Consider the following 18,700-nt stretch of genomic DNA (forward strand, 5'->3'; position numbering starts at 1 on the left):
GACCGCTGCTGCGACGTGGGGCGGCCCATGGCGATTTCGCGGCTGCCCTTCAGCAGAGGGAAGCCGCTGTCGTCAGATGGCCAGTTCGGCAGGTCCGCCGTCGCCGACGGAAGCCACGGCGGACGGGCCACCGTGCAGCGCGGATCCAGCAGCGACAATCGGCCGCGCGGACGGGCCTGATGTCGTCAGCGGAAACTCCGCAGCCGCAGGCTGTTGCTCACGACGAACACCGAGGAGAAGGCCATCGCGGCGCCGGCGATCATCGGGTTGAGAAGGCCGAGTGCGGCCAGCGGCAGGGCGGCGACGTTGTAGGCGAAGGCCCAACACAGGTTGCCCCTGATGGTGCTCAACGTCTTGCGGGACAACCGGATCGCGTCCACAGTCGCGCGTAGGTCGGCGCGCACCAGTGTGAGGTCGCTGGCCTCGATCGCCACGTCCGTGCCGGTGCCCATAGCCAGGCCCAGATCCGCCTTGGCCAGCGCGGCGGCGTCGTTCACGCCGTCGCCGACCATCGCCACCACCTGCCCCCGCCGCTGCAACTGGGCCACCACGTCGACCTTGCCGGCGGGTAGCACCTCGGCGATGACGTCGTCGATGCCGACCTCGGCGGCGACGGCCCGTGCGACGGAAGCGTTGTCGCCGGTGAGCAGGATCGGCTTGAGCCCCAACGACTTCAGTTGGGCGACGGCCTCGGCGGAGGTCGGCTTCACGGTGTCGGCGACCACCAGCACCGCCCGCACGGATCCGTCCCAGGCCACTGCGACCGCGGTGCGGCCGGCCCGTTCGGCCGCCTGCTTCGCCGCTGTCAGCGACGGGTCCAGCGGCAGGTCCCATCGACCGACCTGGACCTTGTGGCCCTCGACGATCCCTTGGACGCCAATGCCTTCCTCGTTGCGGAAATCGTCAACAGTGGGCAGCTCGCCGGTCCGTGCCTCCGCGCCGACGGCGATGGCCCGGGCGATCGGGTGCTCGGAGGCGTCCTCAAGGGCGCCGGCCAGCCGCAGCGCTTCGGCCTCATCGACGCCGTCGGCGACGTGCACGGAGGTCAGGCTCATCCGGCCGGTCGTGACGGTGCCGGTCTTGTCCAGCACGACGGTGTCCACCCGACGGGTGGACTCCAGCACTTCCGGCCCCTTGATCAGGATGCCCAGCTGCGCCCCACGACCGGTGCCGACCAGCAGCGCGGTCGGCGTGGCCAGGCCAAGGGCGCAGGGGCAGGCGACGATGAGGACGGCGACGGCGGCGGAGAACGCGACCTGCGGGGTGCTGTCGGTGGCGAGTTGGGCGACCAGGGTGAACAGCGCGAGCATGATCACCGCCGGCACGAACACCGCGGACACCCGGTCGGCCAGGCGCTGCACGGACGCCTTGCCGTTCTGGGCCGCCTCGACCAGCCGGGCCATCTGCGCCAGCTGGGTGTCCGCGCCGATCCAGGTCGCCCGGACGACCAGCCGGCCGCCGGCGTTCACCGTCGCGCCGACGACGGCGTCGCCGGGCCCCACTTCGGCCGGCACGGACTCGCCCGTCAGCATGCTCAGGTCGGCCGCCGAGCTGCCCTCGGTGATCACGCCGTCGGTGGCGATCTTCTCGCCGGGGCGGACCACGAACTCGTCGCCGACCCGCAGCTCGGCCAGCGGGATCCGGCGCTCGCGGCCGTCGCGCAGCACGGAGACGTCCTTCACGCCGAGCTCCAGCAGCGCCTGGAGCGCGGCCCCGGAGCGGCGCTTGGCGCGGGCTTCGAAGTAGCGGCCGGCCAGGATGAACGTGGTGACGCCGGCGGCGACCTCAAGATAGATCTGCGTGCCGGACACGGCGGTCATGGCCGCCATGCCGGTCGGGGAGGGCGTGGCGGCGTCACCGAGGAACAGCGCGTACAGCGACCACAGGTAGGCCGCGCCGACGCCCAGCGAGATCAGCGTGTCCATGGTGAACCTGCCGTAAGTGAGGTTCACCCAGGCTTTGCGGTGAAACGGCAGCGCGCCCCAGACCACCACCGGGCTCGCCAGCGTCAGGGCCAGCCACTGCCAGTCGGCGAACTGGAGCGCCGGGATCATCGACAGCAGGATCACCGGCGCCGCCAGCACCGCCGAGACCAGCAGCCGCTGACGCAGCGGCTGGGTCGGGTCGGCCTCGGCCGGCTGCTCCCGCCCGACCGGCTCGGGCAGCTCGGCGGTGTAGCCGGCGGCCGCCACGACCTGGACCAGGTCTTCCGGCGTGACGGCGGCCGGGTAGCTGACCTTGGCCTTCTCGGTGGCGTAGTTGACGGTGGCGGTGACGCCGGCCATCTTGTTGAGCTTGCGTTCGATGCGGTTGGCGCAGGAGGCGCAGGTCATGCCGCCGATCGACAGCTCGATCTCGTGCCGGACGAACTCGGGTGCGGAAGTCATGGGAGCACCTACCAGTGGCGGGCGGAGGTCATCCGACCAGCTGGTAGCCGGCCTCCTCAACGGCCGCGCGGATGTCCGCCGCCGGCACGTCGGCGTCGCTGACCACGGTCAGCCGGCCGGTGGCCAGGTCGACGTCCACATGCGACACTCCCGCGACGTCGGTGACCTCCTCGGTCACCGAGCTGACGCAGTGGCCGCAGGTCATGCCCTGCACGGTGTAGGTGTTCTCGGCCATCGGTTGGTGCTCTCCCGGGATGCAGTCGTCGATCGCGCCGTGGAGCCTGTCCACACGTGACAAGTCGGGCCAGGGCGGCCGATGGTTCCCGGCAGTTGGGATTTTTCGAGCGCGGGCGCACACCTCGACGTGATCGCCGCAGGTACGGCCGCAGACGGGTCGGCCATCCCCCGTTCGGCGGAAGACGGGTGTAATACCGTGTGCGCCGTGCCCAGAGACCATGACGCGGCCGGCGACGAACTGATCACCAAGCTCGCGTTCGAGGCGGGCCGGGGCGATCGGGCCGCGCTCGCCGCCTGGGTGCGGGCGACCCAGCGCGACGTCTGGCGGTTCGTGGCCCACCTGGCCAGCACGGCCGTGGCCGACGATCTCACCCAGGAGACATACCTCCGGGCGATCGGCTCGCTGCCCCGGTTCGCCGGTCGGTCTTCGTCACGGACCTGGGTGCTGTCCATCGCCCGGCGGGTCGTCGTCGACCAGCTGCGCACCGCGTCCACCAGGCCACGCCTGGCCGACGTGCCGGACTGGCACCAGGCGGCCGAGACCCCCGAGCGCGCCGCGCGCGGCTTCGAGGACATCGTCGAGCTGCGCGTCCTGCTCGACGCGCTGGAGCCCGAGCGGCGGGAGGCGCTGCTGCTCACCCAGGTGCTCGGGCTGTCCTACGCCGAGGCCGCCGAGGTGTGCGGCTGCCCGGTGGGCACCATCCGGTCCCGGGTGTTCCGGGCCCGTGAGGACCTCCTCGAGCTGGGCCGCGAACAAGACAACGCGATGTGACGGGAACCGAACGCCGGTGCCGAACGACTACCTCCCCGTGGACTGCATGACCTGCCGCGAGGCACTCTCCGCGCGCATGGACGGCGAGCAGGAACCGGTGCTGGCCGCCGTGACGGATCAGCACTTCGACGACTGCTCGGCGTGCCAGGCGTGGCTTGCTGACGCCAGCCGGCTGACGCGCTCGCTGCGGGTGCGGCCGGCGGTGTCGGTGCCCGATCTCACCGAGCAGATCCTGGACATCGCCCCGCCTCCGCTGCCCCGGACGCCGTGGACGCGGGTCGCGCTCGGTCTGGTCGCGCTGGCCCAGCTCGCGTTGGGGATGGCGCTGCTGTTCGGCGCCGACCAGGTGATGCCCGGCATGACCATGACCGGGCACCTGTCCAACGAGAGCACGGCGTGGAACCTGGCGTTGGGAGTGGGCCTGCTGTGGGCGGCGATGCGTCCCCGGGCGGCGGCGGGCATGCTGCCGGTGCTCACTGGCTTCCTGATCGTGTTGACCGTGTTCTCCGTGCACGATCTTGTGGACCACGAGGTCACCGTCTCCCGGATCGCCTCGCACGGCCTGCTGGTGGTGGGGCTGCTCCTGCTGTGGGCGGTGCGCCGGCAGGAGTCCGGGCAGCCGGAGCCCGGCCGTGTCCGGGAGCCGGATCTCAGCGGGACGAGCGGTGACGGTTCGACGACGTCTCAGGCGTCCGAGCAGCGCGGCAAGCGTGGCGGGCCGCTGCGGCCAACTGGGCGGCATAACGCGGCCTGAACACCGAGCCGGTGGCCCGTTCTACTCAGCTGTCGCAGCCGCAGCTGCAACCCGGTCGCGCGTGGCCAGTGGCTGTGCGCCGTAGGTGATGCGGACGACGCCGTCTTCGTGGCGGATCGTCGTTGCGTGCACACCGAACACGTCGTGCAGCACTTCGGAAGTCAGCGCGTCCAGCACGGGGCCCGCGGCGACCACTCGACCTTGATCGAGCACCACGAGCCTGTCACAGCACCGCACGGCGAGGTCGAGTTCGTGCAGCACGGCGAGCGTGGTCACGCCCAGGCCGCGCACGAGTTCCAGCAGCTCGAACCGGGCCCGGACGTCGAGGTGATTGGTGACCTCGTCCAGCACCAACAGCCGCGGGCGCTGGGCGAGGGCGCGGGCGAGGAGCACCCGCTGCCGTTCGCCACCGGACAGCGAATTGACCAGCCGTTCGGCGAACGGCGTCATGCCGGTGCGCGCCAAGGCTTCGGCGATAGCCTCACGGTCCGATGTGGACTCTCGGGTCAGCAGCCCGTGATGCGGATTCCGCCCGAGCGCGACGGTTTCGGACACGGTGAGGCCGCCGGTCCCGGCCGAATCCTGAAGCACGGCCCCGGTGCGCCGTGCGGCCGCACGGGCGGACAGGGTCCGCACGTCGTCACCGTCGATGAAAACCGCGCCGGCGACGGGCCGAACGGACTTGTAGATGGTGCGCAGCAGCGTGGACTTGCCGCTGCCATTGGGGCCGACCAGACCGACGACACTGCCCGGGTCTACGGCCAGGTTCACGTCGCGCAGCACGGGCACGCCCGCGAGGTCGACGGCGAGGCCGGCGATGTCCAGCCGGGTCACGTGGAGCCTCCGATGCTCTGGTTGCGGCGCAGCAGCCACAGGAAGAACGGCGCGCCGAAGGCGGCGGTGAAGATGCCCAGCGGCAGCTCGTTCGGCGCGTCGACGGTGCGGGAGAGCAGGTCGACGGCGACCAGGTAGGTGCCGCCGATCAGCGCCGACATGGGCAGCACCCGGCGGTGGTCGACGCCGAACGTCAGCCGGACCAGGTGCGGAATCATCAGCCCGACGAACCCGATGCCACCGGCGTTGGCGATCAGCACTCCGGTGAGCAGCGATGCCACCGCGAGCAGGCCCAGGCGCAGCGTGCGGACGTCGACGCCGAGGGCGGTGGCCTGTTCGTCGCCGGCGCTGAGGACGTTGAGCCGGCGCCCGAACAGCAGCAGGCCGCCGGTTGAGCCGAGGACCACGGCGATGACGAGCCCGAGCTGGTCCCAGGTCGCCCCGGCGACGCTGCCCAGCGTCCAGAACATGACTTCCCGCAGCTGGTTCGGATTCGCCCGCAACTGAAGGTAATTCGTCGCCGCGAGCAGCAGGTAGCCGACGGCGACGCCGGCCAGCACCACGCGCGTGGGTGCGAGCCGGCCGCGTTGTTGGCCCAGCAGCAGCACCAAGCCGACGGCGAGCATCGCGCCGAGGAACGCGGCCGACGAGGTACCGAGGCCGCCGACCGCGCCGCCGACGCCGACGATCACCGCGACCGCGCCCAGCGACGCGCCCGAGGAAAGACCGAGCACGTAAGGATCGGCGAGCGGATTGTTCACCACGGCCTGCAACACGACGCCCGCCACCGACAATCCGATGCCGCAGCAGGCGGCCAGTAGCACCCGCGGCATGCGGTACTGCCACACGATCTGGTCCAACGCGGGATCGAGGCCGGCGGTGTTGCCGGTAACGTGCGCGAGCACGACGTGCCAGGTGTCGGCCAGCGGCACGGTCACCGCCCCGACGCAGGCCGACACCAGCATCACCACGACCAACACCGCCGCGCCGACCACCAGCGCCGGGCCGATGGCGATGCCGTGCAGCGGGGCGACTGCCCGCGTGCGCACCACGTCAGAACGCATCTGGATGGACGAGACGAGCGATCTTGTCCACCGCGACGTCGTTGCTGGGCCCCAGGTAGATGGAATCGGACAGCACGAGGTAGCGCTTGTTCTTGGCGGCGTCCCACTGCGGGAACTGGGCCAGGATCTTCTTCGCCGAGCCGTCCGGGTCCGGGTTCTGGTAGTTCACCACGATCAGCGCGTCGATCGGCGTGGTGGCCAGCTTTTCCTTGCTGACGGTGGCGAACTCGTTGCCGGCCGGGTCGTTGAACGGGTTGGTCGCGCCGGCCCTGGCCAGGATGTCGTTCCACATGCCGGCGGCGGCGATGGAGCTGAAGTCGTCCGCGCCCATGCCGGGGAACACCAGCATGACGTTCTTGGCGGGCTTGCCGCGGACCTTGTCGGCGGCCGCGCCGACCTTCTGCTGGGCGGCGGCGATCACCTGGTCGGCCTTGCCCGGCACGTCGAAGATCTTGCCGAGGTCGCGCAGCAGGTCGTAGCTGTCCTGGATGGTCGGGTTGCCGGCGACCATGCCGGTGGCGCCGCAGGCGTGTTGCGGCACATACGTGTTCGCGCCGATCCTGGACAGGTCGTCCCGGGTGGCGAAGCCGTTCTGCGCGGAGAAGCCGCCCTCGTAGGTGGAGATCACGAAGTCGGGCCGCAACCCCAGCATTGCCTCGCGCGGAATGTCCTGCTGGTCGTTGAGCTTGATACCGCCGGTCGGCAGCGCCTTGATCGCGTCCAGCCGGCCCGGCACGTCCGACGCGCCGTAGTTCTGCGCGTTGGCCACGACCCGGCCGCCGAGTCCCAGTGCGAGAAGTGAGGAGACCTCGGCTACCGAGCCGCCGTTCATCACCACCACCCGACTCGGAGCCTTGGCGAACGTGTACTGCTTGCCGCAGTTGGTGATGGTGAGCGGGTAGTGCGTCTTGCCTTCGCCCGTCGACCGGGTGGCGGTGTCGGACGCGGGGGCGGCAGTCCCGCTGCCGCACGCCGTCACCGTCAGCGCGAGGGCGGCGATCACCAGCACGGCGGCGGGTTTGCGCTGCATGTCTTGCCCTTCCAGGTTTTTCGCTGTCGTCACACAGGTCGGTCGGAAACGGTGTTCGGTTCCCGGCGGGCGCACAGCAGGCTCGTGACGACCGCGAGCGTGATCAACACGAGGATCGCCGCCGAGTACGCCCACGCCTGCCCGCCGAGGGTGGTGTCCCCGCCGAGCATCAGCCGGTACCAGCTGCCGACGGCGGCGAAGCCGGTCGCCAGGCCGATCTGCGTCACGGTGGACGCCGCGCCGGAGACCGCGCCCGCGTCGTCGGGGGAGACCTGGTCGAAGATCCCCGCGATCAACGGCGACACCACCAGCCCCTGGGCCAGACCGACGACGCCGATGGTCAGCGCCAGCAACACGTTCTGGGCATCCGGAGCGGCGTGCACCACGGCCAGCTGGGTGGCGAGCACAGCGGCCAGGAACAGGCAACCGAGGGACGGCAGCCGGCGCCCGAACCGGGACGCGACCCGGCCGCTGACCCCGGAGCCGACGACAAAGCCGATGCCCAGCGGCACGAACATCAGGCCGGCGGTGAGCGCGTCGAGGCCGAGGCCGGTTTGCAGGTAGTAGGTGAAGATGAGGAAGAGGCCGGCGTTGCCGGCGAAGAAGGTCCCGATGGCGGCCAGCCCGGCGGGAAGTCCCTTGGTGGTCAACACCCTGATCGGGAACAGCGGCTCCGGCGCGGCGCGTTGCTGGCGGTACAGCACCGTCGCGAGCCCGATGCCGATGATCAGGCTGAGCCAGATCCACCCGGCCTGCTGGCCGAGGACCAGCGGCAGCAGCAGGGCCGGCAGCGCGAGCGCGGTCAGCACCGCGCCGGCCGGGTCGAGTGCGGGCGAGCCTTCGGCGTGACTTTCGGCGACGGTGCGGCCGAGCGCCAGGATCAGCGCGCCGATCGGTACGTTGATCAGGAACGCCGTGCGCCAGCCGAGACCGGCGATGTCCCACTGCACCAGCAGGCCGCCGCCGGCCAGCCCGAAGATGACCCCGAAGCCGAGTACCACGCCGTACCAGCGAATGGCTCTCGCGCGCCGCCCGTCGTCGAGGAAGATGCTGCGCACCAGGGCCAGCTCCTGCGGGATCAATGCCGCCGCGCCGATGCCCTGCACGAAACGCGCGGCGATGAGCACGGGCGCGGTGGGCGCGAGGCCACAGGCCAGCGACGCCAGGGTGAACACCGCGACACCGACCAGGAACACCCGGCGACGCCCGTAGCGGTCGCCGAGCCGGCCGCCGGTGATCAGGCCGGCGGCGCAGGCCAGCACGTAGGCCGCGCCGACCAGTTGGACCTGCCAGAAGCTCGCCGGCAGGTCGCGCTGGATCGACGGGGCCGCGATGACCACGATGAAGCCGTCGACCTGTCCCATGAACGTCGCGCCCAGCACCACGGCCAGGCCGACCCAGTCCCTGACGGTCGCTAGGGGAGTGGCGGTGGCGGTCACGGCTTTCCTCCCGGCAGTGGGAAGAATCCGCTGCGGATGAAGTGATCCAGGTAGGCGTCGAGCACCGGTCCGTCGATCTCCGGGAACGAGATGCCCGCCGCCTCGGTGTTGTTTCGCCCGAACCGGACGGTTGTCGCGGCGGGGCCTGCGTGCATGTGGGTCGCGGCCAGCGCGAGGGTGTCGTCGTGCTCGGCGGCCTCGGCCAGCCGGCGCTGCCACTCGTCCGGTTCGACTTCGGGCAGTGCGTAGCCGCGTGCGCGGAGCCGAGCCAGCACGCTCGGCACCGGCAGCGGATGCGGGCTGGTCAGGTGGAAGGTGCCGGTGTGGTCGAGGAGGCTGACGATGGCTGCGGCGACCTGGTCGGCCGGCACGAGATCGATGTCCCCGCCGCCTTCCGGGGCCGTTCCGAGGACCAGCATGGCCCGGATCAGGCTCCAGAAGGCATCGTCGGTGCTGCCGACGCCGGTCACGGAGTGGCCGCCGACGCGGCTCGGGCGGTGGACCGTCACGGGCAAGCCACGGTCGGCCGCCGCGAGGACCAATCCCTCCGACACCCACTTGCTCGCTACGTACCCGTTGGCCAGCAACGACTCCGGCGGCACTCGGCGGGTCTCGTCGAGTACCTGCGGGTTGCCGTCCATGGCGACCGCAGTGTCGCATGTGGACACAAAGTGCAGCGGAGTCCTTCCGAGGGCCGCCAGCCGGAGCATGTCGGCGGTGCCGGCCACGTTGGCCGCGCGCAGCCGGGCATAGGGCTCCAGGTGGTTCACCCACGCGCCGTTGTGCAGCACGACATCGACCTGTGCCGCCAACTGTTGGAATGCCTCGTCGGAAAGGCCGAGCGCGGGCTGGGCGAGGTCACCGGGGACCGGCACCACGCGGCCCATGCCATTTTCGGATAATTCGTACTGGAGCAGGGATGCACGGATCCGATCGAGGGCTGTCACGTCGTCGGCCGCCCGGACCAGGCAGTGCACGCGGGCTTCGGTGCGGTCCAGCAGCTCCCGTAACAGGAACGCGCCGAGGAAGCCGGTGGCGCCGGTCAGAAACACGTCTTGCGGCGCACCGCTCCGCGGCACACCTGACGGAACGATGGCGGGGTCGAGGCTGACCTCGGCCGCAAGATCGGTGCCCTCCCAGGGATGCCGGGACGGCACCGCGTGGTCCATCCGCTCGACGAGTTGCGCCACGGTCGGTGCGTCGAAGACGTCCCGGATGCCCAGCCGCGTCCCGACCCGGTCCCGGATGCCGCGCAAAAGCCTGGCCACGAGCAGGGAATGGCCGCCGAGCGCGAAGAAATCGTCGTCGATGCCGACTTCGGGCACGCCTAACGCCTCGGCGAACAGCCCACAGAGTTCCCGTTCACGGTCCGTGCTCGGCGGCCTGCCGGTTGCCGCGGCTGTCCGTGTCGGCGCGGGCAGCGCGGCGCGATCGAGCTTGCCGCTCGTCGTGGTCGGCAGCCGGTCCACCGACACATACACCGGCGGCACCATGTAATCCGGCAGCCGCTCGGCGAGATAACGCCGCAGCGCCGCAGGGTCTGCCTCGGACACCACATAGGCGACGAGGCGATCGTCCAGTGCGAGCACCGCCGCCTGGGCGACGGCCGGATGCCCGGCCAGCGCCGCCTCGATCTCGCCGGGCTCGATCCGGAAGCCGCGGATCTTGACCTGGTCGTCGGCCCGGCCCAGGTACTCCAGCTGTCCGTCGGCACGCCAGCGGGCCAGGTCGCCGGTGCGGTAGAGCCGGCCGAACTCCGTGTGCACGAACCGTTCCGCGGTCAGCTCCGGCCGACCGTGATAGCCAGGCGCCACTGGCGTGCCGGCCAGATACAGCTCACCGGCCGCGCCCGGCGGCAGCAGCCTTCGCGTGTCGTCGAGGACGTAGCAGCGGGCGTTGGCGATCGGCCGGCCGATGATCGGCGTCGGGCTGTCGGCCAGCCGTGCCCACACGGTGTCGACGGTGCACTCGGTCGGCCCGTAGAGGTTGTACGACGCGATTTCCGGCACGGCACGCAAGTCCGACCAAAGCGCGGGCCCGGCCGCCTCGCCGCCGAGAGCGAGCACCGCCGGCCGGTGCCGACCTGGTTCGAGCAGTCCGGCGGCCACCAGCTCGGTGGCGTAGGTCGGGGTGATGTCCAGGAAGTCGATCCGATGCCGCTGCACATAGGCCAGCAGTTCGGCGGGGTCGCGGCGGATGTCGTCGTCGACGAAGTGCAGCTCATGGCCGGCCAGCAGCCACAGCAGCCCCTCCCACGAGGTGTCGAACGACAGCGAGGCGGTCAGCGCCGCCCGGGTCCGCCCCGGCGCGATCAGTTCCGCGCGGTGGTGGTGGAACAGGTTCACCATGGCGCGATGGGTGATCACCGTGCCTTTGGGCGCGCCGGTGGAGCCGGAGGTGTAGATCAGGCACAGCGGCTGGTCCGGCTCGATCACCGGCAGCGGATGCTCGACGGTCTCCAACTCGTCGAGCAACACCTTGGGGGTGTTGAGATCCCGGCCCAATGCGACGGTGCTGATCACCAGCCGTGGTTTCGCGTCGTCGGTCAAGTACTCGATGCGGCGGGCCGGATAGTCCGGATCGGCGGGCAGACAGGCCGCGCCGGTCAGCAGCACCGCGAACAAGGCGACGATCGAATCTGCGGTGCGAGGCAACAGCAGCATGATCACGTCGCCGGGGCCGGCGCCGCGTGCCAGGAGCACGCCGGCCAGGCGACGGGCCTCGCGGTCCAGCTCGCGGTAGGTCAGGGTTCGGTCGCCGGCGACGAGCGCGGTGGCGCCCGGCGTGGCCTCCACGCGGGCCTGGAGCAGGTCTGTGACGGTGCTGTCCGGCCAGGCCCGATCGGTGTCGTTCCATTCGTGCAGCAACAGGTCCCGCTCGGGGTCGAGCAGAAGGTCCGCCTCGCTGACCGGCGCGGTCGGCACGGCGAGCAAGCGCCGCAGCACCGCTGCGAACCGGCGCACGTGACGGTCCAGGTCCTCAGTGGCGTAGAGGTTCGGGTTGCCGTCCAGGGCGATGCGCAGCCCGTCGCCGTCGGCACGGTCGTAGACGTTGAAGGCCAAGTCCTCAACCAGGCCGGCCGACACGTTGCGCACCACGCTCGATCGGCCGGCGAAGCGCAGGCCGTAGTCGAACGGCATGATGTTCGCCGACGGGCCGAACAGCTTGCGCTTGCTGCCGACCAGATGCAGGTCGCGGCGCAACTGCTCGTAGCGGTAGCGGTGATGCCGACGGCTGCGCCGCAGATGGGTCGCGATCTGCGTGGTCACCTCGACCAGGCTCGGGTTGTCGGTGAAGTCGGTCCACACCTGGACGACGTTGAGCACCATGCACGGCACCCGCAGCGCCACCGAGCCGGTGCGCAGCATCACCGGCAGCGCAAGGGAGATCTCCCTCGCGCCGGTCATGCGGTGCAGGTAGGTCGCGATGGCGGCGCAGAGGACCTCGGTCCAGTTGGCCTTGGCCGCCTTCGCGACGTCTCGCAGCAGATCCGCCGTCGGCCGGTCGATGTCCGCCGTCGACCGCACCACTCTTTGCGCCAGCGGGGCCGACCGGCCGGCCAACGTCGGCGGCGCGGGACGGTCCCGCTGGTAGTCCACCCAGAACTCGCGATCCCGTTGGTGCGTGGGACCTTCCCGATACGCCACGTCCTCGTCCACGACCGACGCGAGCGTCCCGAACTCGTGCTCGCCGGGTTCCTCACCGGCGACCAAGGCGGTGTAGACCTCGGCCACCCGCCGAGCGACCAGCGCCAGGCCATAGCCGTCGAGCAGGATGTGATGCACGCGGTGGTACCACAGGAATCGGTCCTCGGCGATGCGGAACACCGCGTGCGCGAACAACACATCGGCGGCCAGATCCACCGGGGCGGCCACGTCCGCGGCCATCCACTCCAGCGCCGCCGCTTCGGTCAGGTCGGCGACGTGCACCGACCACGGGCGGGGTTGGAGGATCTGCCGGGGCCCGTCATCCGTGTCGGCGAACCGTGCCGACAGCGCCTCGGCGTCGGCCACGGCCCGCTCGATGGCCGCCACCAACAGATCCACGTCCACCGTGCCGTGGATCTCGATGTACTCAGCCGTGTTGTAGGCGGGGGACTGCGGATCGAGCTGCTGTCCGGTCCAGATGCCGTGCTGCGCGGCCGTCAACGTCAGCTCAGCCACCGGACAACACCTGCCACCACGCGTCGAGCGTCGGCCGCTCGGCCAGGTCGACGAACGCGACCTCCGCGCCGAGCTCACGCCAGCGTTCCACCAGGGTCAGCAATCCCACCGAGTCCAGGCCCTCGCCGAACAGGTCGCCGCTGGCGGCGACCTCCTCAGGTTCCATGTACAGCTGCTCGGCGATGTCCGCGCAGACGACGTCCCGCGTGAGCTGCATGATTCCCCCTTGCCTAGTTGACGTTGCGGTCGCGGTCGGCCCAGAACCGGTCCCGCAGCTCGCGGCGCAGGATCTTGCCGCTGGGATTGCGCGGCACGGCATCGACGAACTCGAACTTGGACGGGATCTTGAACGAGGCCAGCTGGTCCCGGGCGAACAGCAGCAGGTCGCGGGGTCGCAGCTGCTCGCCGGGACGTACCGTGACGAAGGCGTGCACGGCCTCGCCGAACCGGTCGTCGGGCACACCGATCACCGCCACGTCGCCGACCGCGGGGTGCTTGCCGAGCACGTTCTCGATCTCGGCGGGGTAGATGTTCTCGCCGCCGACGATGATCATGTCCTTGAGTCGGTCGCTGATGAAGACGTAGCCGTCCTCGTCCAGGTGGCCGGCGTCGCCGGTGTGCACCCACCCGTCCACCAGGGTCGCCGCCGTCGCCTCGGGCAGGCCCCAGTACTCCAGCATCCGTGCGGGCGTGCGCAGGCAGACCTCGCCGACCTCCCCGGCCGGCAGCGGCACGCCGGCCTTGTCGATCACCTTGGCTTCGACGCCCGGGTACGGCCGCCCGGCCGCGCGCAGCCGGGGGCTGCCCACGACGTGGGCTTCCGGCGGCAGGCACACGGCGGTGTTGCCGGTCTCGGTGAGACCGTAGATCTGGGCGAAGTCGCAGTCGAAGATCGCCAGCGACTCCCGCAGCAGCGCCTCCACGATCGGCGACCCACCGTAGACGATCTTGCGGATGCTCGCGAAGCTCGCCTTGTCCACGCCGGGTTCGTTCAGCAGCAGGCGCAGCATGGACGGCACCACGCAGGCGGTGGTCACGCCGAGATCGGTGATCAGCCGCACCGCGCCGGTGGGGTCGAACCGCGGCATCGCCACAGTGGTGATGCCGGCGGAGAAGCCCTGCGTGGCCCACCAGACGCCGCCGACGTGAAAGCCGGGAATGCCGATCAGGCTGCGGTCACCCGGCCGCCAGTCGATCCAGTCCAGGCCGGCGGTCGCCAAGGCGTCCCGGATTGCGAACAGACTGCGGTGCGGCAACACCACCCCCTTGGGCAGCCCGGTGGTGCCGCTGGTGTAGAGCTGCACCACCGGGTCTTCCGGTCCGATGTGGACGGTGTGATCGGCGTCCGCGTGCCATCCGGTCCAGTCTTCGAAGTCGCTGGTGCTCTTGGTGTCCGCCGCGATCTCGCCGAGCGCCGGACGCAGGTCGTCGTCGACGATCAGCAGCAGGCTGCCGGAGTCGCGGACGATGTGCTCGACCTCCGGCCCGGTCAGCCGGAAGTTGATCGGCACCAGCACCGCGCCGATCTTCGCGCAGGCGAAGAAGGTCGCGTAGTAGTCCACCGACTCCTGGCCCAGATACGCGACCCGGTCACCAACGGTGACGCCGGCGGCCAGCAGCGCGTGCCCGATGCGGTTGCTCGTCCGGTGCAGGCCGGCGTAGTCGAGCTGCCGGCCGGCGCAGATGATGGCCGGCACTTCGGGCTGCCGGCGGGCGTGGAAACCCGTGATGTCGGCCACGGTGCGCAATTCGCTGTGATAGAGCCGATTCTCAGGCACGGTTGCCTCCGTCGACGATCGCGATCCGGGCCGTTCCATCGCACGCGCCGCCCAGGTCGTCCCAGAGCCGGAACGTGGTGGCCAGCGACACCAGCGGCGCGGCGTCTGCACGCAACCGGCGCTGCGAGATCCGATCGACGATGAACTCGCCGTGGAACGACCGCGGATCGATGGGCCGGCGGAACGTGCTGCCGAAGCTCGCGATCAGGATGTCCGGCAGCTGCCGGCGCCGGAACTCCGCCATCGTCCAGCCGCTGAAGACCTCGCCGACGCCGCGGTGCACGGCGTTCGCGATCACCGCGTACAGCAGCTGGTTGTAGCAGATGTTGACCTCGACCGAGTTGAGATGGCCGGTGTCGTCGATGTAGCAGGACTCCGGGATGCTGAACTGGCCGACGCCCGTGAGGACTTCGCCGTCCACGCTGAGATCCATCGACGTGAGGTATCGGCAATGCGGCTTGTAGCACCGCAGCACCTCGTCGAGCAAGGACGTGGTGGCCTTCACGATCAGCCGGCCACGTCGTCGTAGACGGTGACGCGGAAGGAGACCGTCGGCTCCGGTGCGGTCGTGTGCACGGCCCGGTGCACCAGGCTTCGGTTGTCCCACACCAACATGTCGCCCTGCTCGAACGTCTGGAGGTGGATCGCCGGATGCTGGTGGGTGTCGTCGAGCTGGCCGGTCGCGGCGAGCAGTTCGCGCAGCATGTCCGGGCGGTCGACGCCGTTGGCGTCGGTGATCGACAGGGTGAAACCCTCGCTGAGGTAGAGGATCGTCTCGTCGGTGTGCGGATGCTGCTGCGCGGTCGGCGAGATCACCGGCGGCGTCTTGGCGTCCACTTCCTCGATGACCTCGGAGATCGGCCGGTACACGTCGGTCGGCCGGATCTTGAAGTAGCGCCGCACGCTGTGTGTCGCCGTCGTGCCCTTGACCGCGAGCTTCAGCTCCTCGCTGAGGTTCTCGTAGGCCTTGCACAGATCGATGAACAGCGTGCCCCGGTTGCGGGTCGGGATGACCTGTGGGTAGATCAGCGTGATGTCGAACGGCCGCGGCATGAACTGGTAGTCGGAGTGCCAGAACTTGCCGGTCTTCGGCACGCCGATCTGCTTGCCGTCCTTGGGGACGTTGGAGGAGACGAACACCTCCGGCACCTCGGGGTGCTGGTAGATCGGCTCGTAGTACGTCTCCGGCCTGCCTAATCTCCTGCCCAGCGCCAGGAATTCGTGCGGATCGAGGTCCTGGCCCTTGAGCACGACGATCTTGTCGCGGTACACGGCCCGCTTGAGCTGTGCGACGTCGTCATCGGAGGCGGAGTCGAAGTTCTCCACGATGACGCCGATGCCGTCCTGCGGTGAGATGCGCATCAGGATGTCTCCTTTCAGGAGGCCACGTGGGCCATGAGTCCGCCGACGGTGGTGATCTCCGGCAGCGCGTCGTCCGCAATGGTCACTCCGAGCTCCCGTTCCAGCTTGAACAGCAGGTCGACCAGGCTCAGCGAGTCGACGCCCAGCTCCGACCAGGTCTTTTCCCCGTCCGGCTCGGCGGCGTCCGGGTTGACGCCTCTGATGAACTCGGCGACCAGGGTCTGCACCCGGGCATGGTCCATCGAGAATTCCCCCTCGTTTCAACGGTTGTGCTATCTGAGATGCGGCCAGGTCAGCGTCACGGAGCCCCAGGTCGCCCCGCCGCCGAAGGCCGTCAGCAGTAGGCGGTCCCCAGCCGCCAGCTGACCTTGCGCGTGCGCGTCGGCCAGGGCCAATGGAATCGACGCCGCGACGGTGTTGCCGACCGTGGAGATGTTGCTGTAGACGCGGTTCGGTGCGACACCCAGCTCAGCGCCGACGGTCGCCAGGATGCGGGCGTTGGCTTGGTGGGCGACGAGCCGGTCGACGTCGTCGGGCCGCCATCCCTTGGCCGCCAACACTTTTCGTGACGACTCGGTCATCCGCAGCACCGCGTGCCGGTAGACCGCCTGGCCCTGCATGGAGAACCAGCGGTCCGCCCCATGTTCGGCCGTGGGCTCCCGCGAGCCCCCGGCCCGTACCGTGATCAGGTCCGCGAGGTCGCCATCGCTGCCCAGATCGATCGCGTGCACGGCCCCGAGCTCATCGGATTCCCCGGCGCGCAGCACCATTGCTCCCGCCCCGTCACCGAAGACCGCGTTCGTGCTTCGGTCGGCGGGGTTGAGGATGGTGGAGAACACGTCCGCGCCGATGAGCAGCGCCGACTTCACCACACCGCCGGCGATCATGCCTTGGGCGACGGCCAATCCGTAGACGAAGCCGGAACACACCGCGCCCACGTCGAACGCCGCGACGCCCTTGAGTCCCAGCCTTGCCGCCACGGCCGGCGCGGTGGCCGGGCAGGGATGGTCCGGCGTGCTCGTGGCCAGGATGACCAGGTCTATCGGTTCGATCGCCGCAACCGACGCCAGTGCTGCCGAACCGGCCTGGACGGCGAGGTCCGAGGTGGCCTCTCCAGGTCGGGCCACCCGCCGTTCCCCGATGCCCGTCCGGCTGCGGATCCACTCGTCCGAGGTGTCGAATCGGGTGATGAGGTCACCGTTGGTAAGGACTTGCTCGGGCACATGACCGGCGATCCCCGCGACAACAGCTACCCGCTGCTCGCCAACGGACCTTGTCGTGAGCCCGCCGCCGGCGTGTTCGACCGAAACCAGCTCGCGCATGTCCCAGTGGTCGTCGTCGGTGGGTGGTGAGTTCCCGGCGAAAGCAATGCCACGATAGTTTGAGATCCACGTCACATTCGATGTGCGGCATGGTGACTGAGCGGACGTTGTCCCGGTCGGCGGTGGAAATCGAGTGTCGATCAGAACTCCGCCGGAACCATTCGGTGTGGCCGGCCGACCACCTACTACATGGACTGTCGGCGATACATGGAGGCGTTCTCGGCCTTGGCAGACGGAGAGGCGTCTACCGTGGAGGAGGTCGCCATCAGGATCCACCTCGGCCGCTGTGTGTCGTGCCGGGCGGCGGGCGCACGTATGACTGCGGCGCTGCAAAGCTTTGATGTGGTCTTGCCCGGTCTGACGGGGGATGCCCCGCGGTCGGACGGGGCCCATGAGCACGCTCGGTTCTGGCGACGGCCGAGCTGCGTGCCGGAATACGCTGTCGTTTGGAGCGTCGGCACGGCGGTGTGCGGCTGTAGGGCGGCCTGTGGGTGCGGTTGCCAGCACGGCGGGCTCTGCCAGTGCCGCCTCTCCGTGGCCTGAGCGCACTGCCGTCCGGAAGGCGATCGAGCGGGTGCGGGCGGCCACCGCGCCGTGCGGGGCTACGACTACATATTCGACGTGGAGCCCGTCGACCTGTGGTCGTCGGCCCGGCGTTCCAGGAACACGGTGTCGCGCCAGCGGCCGTGGTGCTGGGCGATGCGCTCGCGCACGCCGACCGTGCGGAAGCCGGACTGGCGGTGCAGGGCGAGGCTGGCCTTGTTCTCCGGGAAGATCGAGGTCTGCAACGTCCACAGGCCGGCGTCGTCGGCGGCGCAGACCTGCTGGCGCAGCAACGCTTTGCCGACGCCGCGACCCCGGAAACCGTCGCCGACGTACACCGAGGTTTCGCCGACGCCGGCATAGCACTCGCGGACCGAGACCGCCGTCGCGGCGGCCCAGCCGGCCACCTCGCCGTCGACCTCGGCCACCCAGCGGTGCTCGGGGAGCCACCGCTGCTCCAGGTAGTCCCGGGCCGGGACCTCGGTCTCGAAGGTGGCGTCGCCGGTGGCGATGCCCTCGCCGTAAATGCGCAGCACCGTCGGCCAGTCGGCCTCGCGTAGCGCCCGCACCGCGACGTCCGGTGGCGCTTCGGGGCAGCACGGCCGTGCCGCGAGCATGCCCATCACCGCGTCGGCGGCATGCGGCAGGCCGACGCAACACGCCTCGTTCACCGTCACCACCGAGGCGGTGCCGCGCTTCTGTACGACGACGAAACCGACCTTGGCCAGCCACTGCACGTGGTGCGAGCACGTCGACTGCCCGATGCCCAGCAGCTCGGTCAGCTCGCCGACGGTGATGCCGCCGGGCGAGGTCGCCACGGCGTGCAGCAGCCGCACACGGGTCGGCTCGGCCAGGCAGCTGAACCAGTGCGCATACCGGGCGGCTTCCTCGGGGTCGAGCAGGCGGCGCTGCTCCTCGAACGTCGTCACCAGCCAAGTATCTATCCAGATCGATGGTTGCGTCCATTCATCGATCTGGATAGATTGAGTCGCATTGGATTGATGAACGTCAATGC

General features: G+C 70.1%; 17 protein-coding genes. 3 read left to right on the forward strand and 14 right to left on the reverse strand.

Features of this window, described 5'->3' with window-relative positions; translation table 11 throughout:
• Nucleotides 1–185: 185 nt before the first annotated feature.
• Together M3Q35_RS40390 and M3Q35_RS40395 are read right to left on the reverse strand one after the other, a co-directional pair.
• Nucleotides 186–2,387, reverse strand: a complete 2,202-nt coding sequence (locus tag M3Q35_RS40390) for a heavy metal translocating P-type ATPase (protein ID WP_273937833.1) — start codon at nt 2,385–2,387, stop codon at nt 186–188.
• 28 nt (nt 2,388–2,415) lie between these two features.
• Nucleotides 2,416–2,622: a heavy-metal-associated domain-containing protein gene (locus M3Q35_RS40395; protein ID WP_273944662.1), complete on the reverse strand. Its 207-nt coding sequence runs from the start codon at nt 2,620–2,622 to the stop codon at nt 2,416–2,418.
• A gap of 207 nt (nt 2,623–2,829) precedes the next feature.
• Here M3Q35_RS40395 and sigC point away from each other — a divergent pair, with 207 nt between their 5' ends.
• Entirely contained in the window at nt 2,830–3,396 is a 567-nt protein-coding gene (sigC, locus tag M3Q35_RS40400) for an RNA polymerase sigma factor SigC (protein ID WP_273937834.1), read from the forward strand.
• Between the two features lie 16 nt (nt 3,397–3,412).
• Complete coding sequence (locus tag M3Q35_RS40405; RefSeq protein WP_273937835.1) at nt 3,413–4,150, forward strand: hypothetical protein; 738 nt, start codon at nt 3,413–3,415, stop codon at nt 4,148–4,150.
• A gap of 21 nt (nt 4,151–4,171) precedes the next feature.
• Here the strand turns inward: M3Q35_RS40405 and M3Q35_RS40410 are convergent, their stop codons facing one another.
• The 11 genes from M3Q35_RS40410 to M3Q35_RS40460 are packed head-to-tail and all read right to left on the reverse strand — an operon-like array spanning nt 4,172 to nt 17,142.
• Nucleotides 4,172–4,939, reverse strand: coding sequence for an ABC transporter ATP-binding protein (locus tag M3Q35_RS40410; protein ID WP_273937837.1), 768 nt, complete (start codon nt 4,937–4,939; stop codon nt 4,172–4,174).
• Nucleotides 4,940–4,980: 41 nt separating this feature from the next.
• On the reverse strand, nt 4,981–6,048 hold the full coding sequence (locus M3Q35_RS40415) for a FecCD family ABC transporter permease (RefSeq protein WP_273937838.1): 1,068 nt from the start codon (nt 6,046–6,048) through the stop codon (nt 4,981–4,983).
• Nucleotides 6,038–7,078, reverse strand: coding sequence for an ABC transporter substrate-binding protein (locus M3Q35_RS40420; protein ID WP_273937839.1), 1,041 nt, complete (start codon nt 7,076–7,078; stop codon nt 6,038–6,040). The genes M3Q35_RS40415 and M3Q35_RS40420 overlap by 11 nt, the downstream gene beginning before the upstream one ends.
• Nucleotides 7,079–7,107: 29 nt before the next feature.
• On the reverse strand, nt 7,108–8,517 hold the full coding sequence (locus M3Q35_RS40425) for an MFS transporter (RefSeq protein WP_273937840.1): 1,410 nt from the start codon (nt 8,515–8,517) through the stop codon (nt 7,108–7,110).
• On the reverse strand, nt 8,514–12,680 hold the full coding sequence (locus tag M3Q35_RS40430; RefSeq protein ID WP_273937842.1) for an SDR family oxidoreductase: 4,167 nt from the start codon (nt 12,678–12,680) through the stop codon (nt 8,514–8,516). Before M3Q35_RS40430 ends, M3Q35_RS40425 begins: the two co-directional genes overlap by 4 nt.
• On the reverse strand, nt 12,673–12,897 hold the full coding sequence (locus tag M3Q35_RS40435) for a phosphopantetheine-binding protein (protein WP_273937843.1): 225 nt from the start codon (nt 12,895–12,897) through the stop codon (nt 12,673–12,675). The genes M3Q35_RS40430 and M3Q35_RS40435 overlap by 8 nt, the downstream gene beginning before the upstream one ends.
• A gap of 13 nt (nt 12,898–12,910) precedes the next feature.
• Nucleotides 12,911–14,458 (reverse strand): long-chain-fatty-acid--CoA ligase, encoded by a 1,548-nt coding sequence (locus tag M3Q35_RS40440; protein ID WP_273937844.1) that lies wholly within the window; start codon nt 14,456–14,458, stop codon nt 12,911–12,913.
• Nucleotides 14,451–14,963, reverse strand: coding sequence for an FcoT family thioesterase (locus M3Q35_RS40445; protein WP_273937846.1), 513 nt, complete (start codon nt 14,961–14,963; stop codon nt 14,451–14,453). Before M3Q35_RS40445 ends, M3Q35_RS40440 begins: the two co-directional genes overlap by 8 nt.
• A 2-nt stretch (nt 14,964–14,965) precedes the next feature.
• Complete coding sequence (gene scoE / locus M3Q35_RS40450; RefSeq protein WP_273937847.1) at nt 14,966–15,820, reverse strand: (3R)-3-[(carboxymethyl)amino]fatty acid oxygenase/decarboxylase; 855 nt, start codon at nt 15,818–15,820, stop codon at nt 14,966–14,968.
• A gap of 14 nt (nt 15,821–15,834) precedes the next feature.
• Complete coding sequence (locus tag M3Q35_RS40455; protein ID WP_273937848.1) at nt 15,835–16,062, reverse strand: acyl carrier protein; 228 nt, start codon at nt 16,060–16,062, stop codon at nt 15,835–15,837.
• 30 nt (nt 16,063–16,092) lie between these two features.
• The gene (locus M3Q35_RS40460; RefSeq protein WP_273937849.1) at nt 16,093–17,142 is read right to left on the reverse strand and encodes a beta-ketoacyl-ACP synthase III; all 1,050 of its coding nucleotides are present in this window, start codon (nt 17,140–17,142) and stop codon (nt 16,093–16,095) included.
• A gap of 207 nt (nt 17,143–17,349) precedes the next feature.
• On the opposite strand from M3Q35_RS40460, the gene M3Q35_RS49035 reads away from it, so the two are divergent.
• The gene (locus M3Q35_RS49035; protein ID WP_420704731.1) at nt 17,350–17,685 is read left to right on the forward strand and encodes a zf-HC2 domain-containing protein; all 336 of its coding nucleotides are present in this window, start codon (nt 17,350–17,352) and stop codon (nt 17,683–17,685) included.
• Nucleotides 17,686–17,750: 65 nt separating this feature from the next.
• Here the strand turns inward: M3Q35_RS49035 and M3Q35_RS40465 are convergent, their stop codons facing one another.
• Nucleotides 17,751–18,614 carry a helix-turn-helix domain-containing GNAT family N-acetyltransferase gene (locus M3Q35_RS40465; protein ID WP_273937850.1) on the reverse strand — a complete coding sequence of 288 codons (864 nt, stop codon included), beginning with the start codon at nt 18,612–18,614 and terminating at the stop codon, nt 17,751–17,753.
• Between the last annotated feature and the right edge of the window lie 86 nt (nt 18,615–18,700).

This window comes from Kutzneria chonburiensis, assembly GCF_028622115.1.
Classification (GTDB): domain Bacteria; phylum Actinomycetota; class Actinomycetes; order Mycobacteriales; family Pseudonocardiaceae; genus Kutzneria; species Kutzneria chonburiensis.

Excerpts from the sequence above, each read along its gene's own strand:
- M3Q35_RS40390 (WP_273937833.1), bottom strand. The coding sequence starts at position 2,387 with ATGACTTCCGCACCCGAGTTCGTCCGGCACGAGATCGAGCTGTCGATC.
- M3Q35_RS40395 (WP_273944662.1), bottom strand. The coding sequence starts at position 2,622 with ATGGCCGAGAACACCTACACCGTGCAGGGCATGACCTGCGGCCACTGC.
- M3Q35_RS40415 (WP_273937838.1), bottom strand. The coding sequence starts at position 6,048 with ATGCGTTCTGACGTGGTGCGCACGCGGGCAGTCGCCCCGCTGCACGGC.
- M3Q35_RS40420 (WP_273937839.1), bottom strand. The coding sequence starts at position 7,078 with ATGCAGCGCAAACCCGCCGCCGTGCTGGTGATCGCCGCCCTCGCGCTG.
- M3Q35_RS40435 (WP_273937843.1), bottom strand. The coding sequence starts at position 12,897 with ATGCAGCTCACGCGGGACGTCGTCTGCGCGGACATCGCCGAGCAGCTG.
- scoE (WP_273937847.1), bottom strand. The coding sequence starts at position 15,820 with ATGCGCATCTCACCGCAGGACGGCATCGGCGTCATCGTGGAGAACTTC.
- M3Q35_RS40455 (WP_273937848.1), bottom strand. The coding sequence starts at position 16,062 with ATGGACCATGCCCGGGTGCAGACCCTGGTCGCCGAGTTCATCAGAGGC.
- M3Q35_RS40460 (WP_273937849.1), bottom strand. The coding sequence starts at position 17,142 with ATGCGCGAGCTGGTTTCGGTCGAACACGCCGGCGGCGGGCTCACGACA.
- M3Q35_RS49035 (WP_420704731.1), top strand. The coding sequence starts at position 17,350 with ATGGAGGCGTTCTCGGCCTTGGCAGACGGAGAGGCGTCTACCGTGGAG.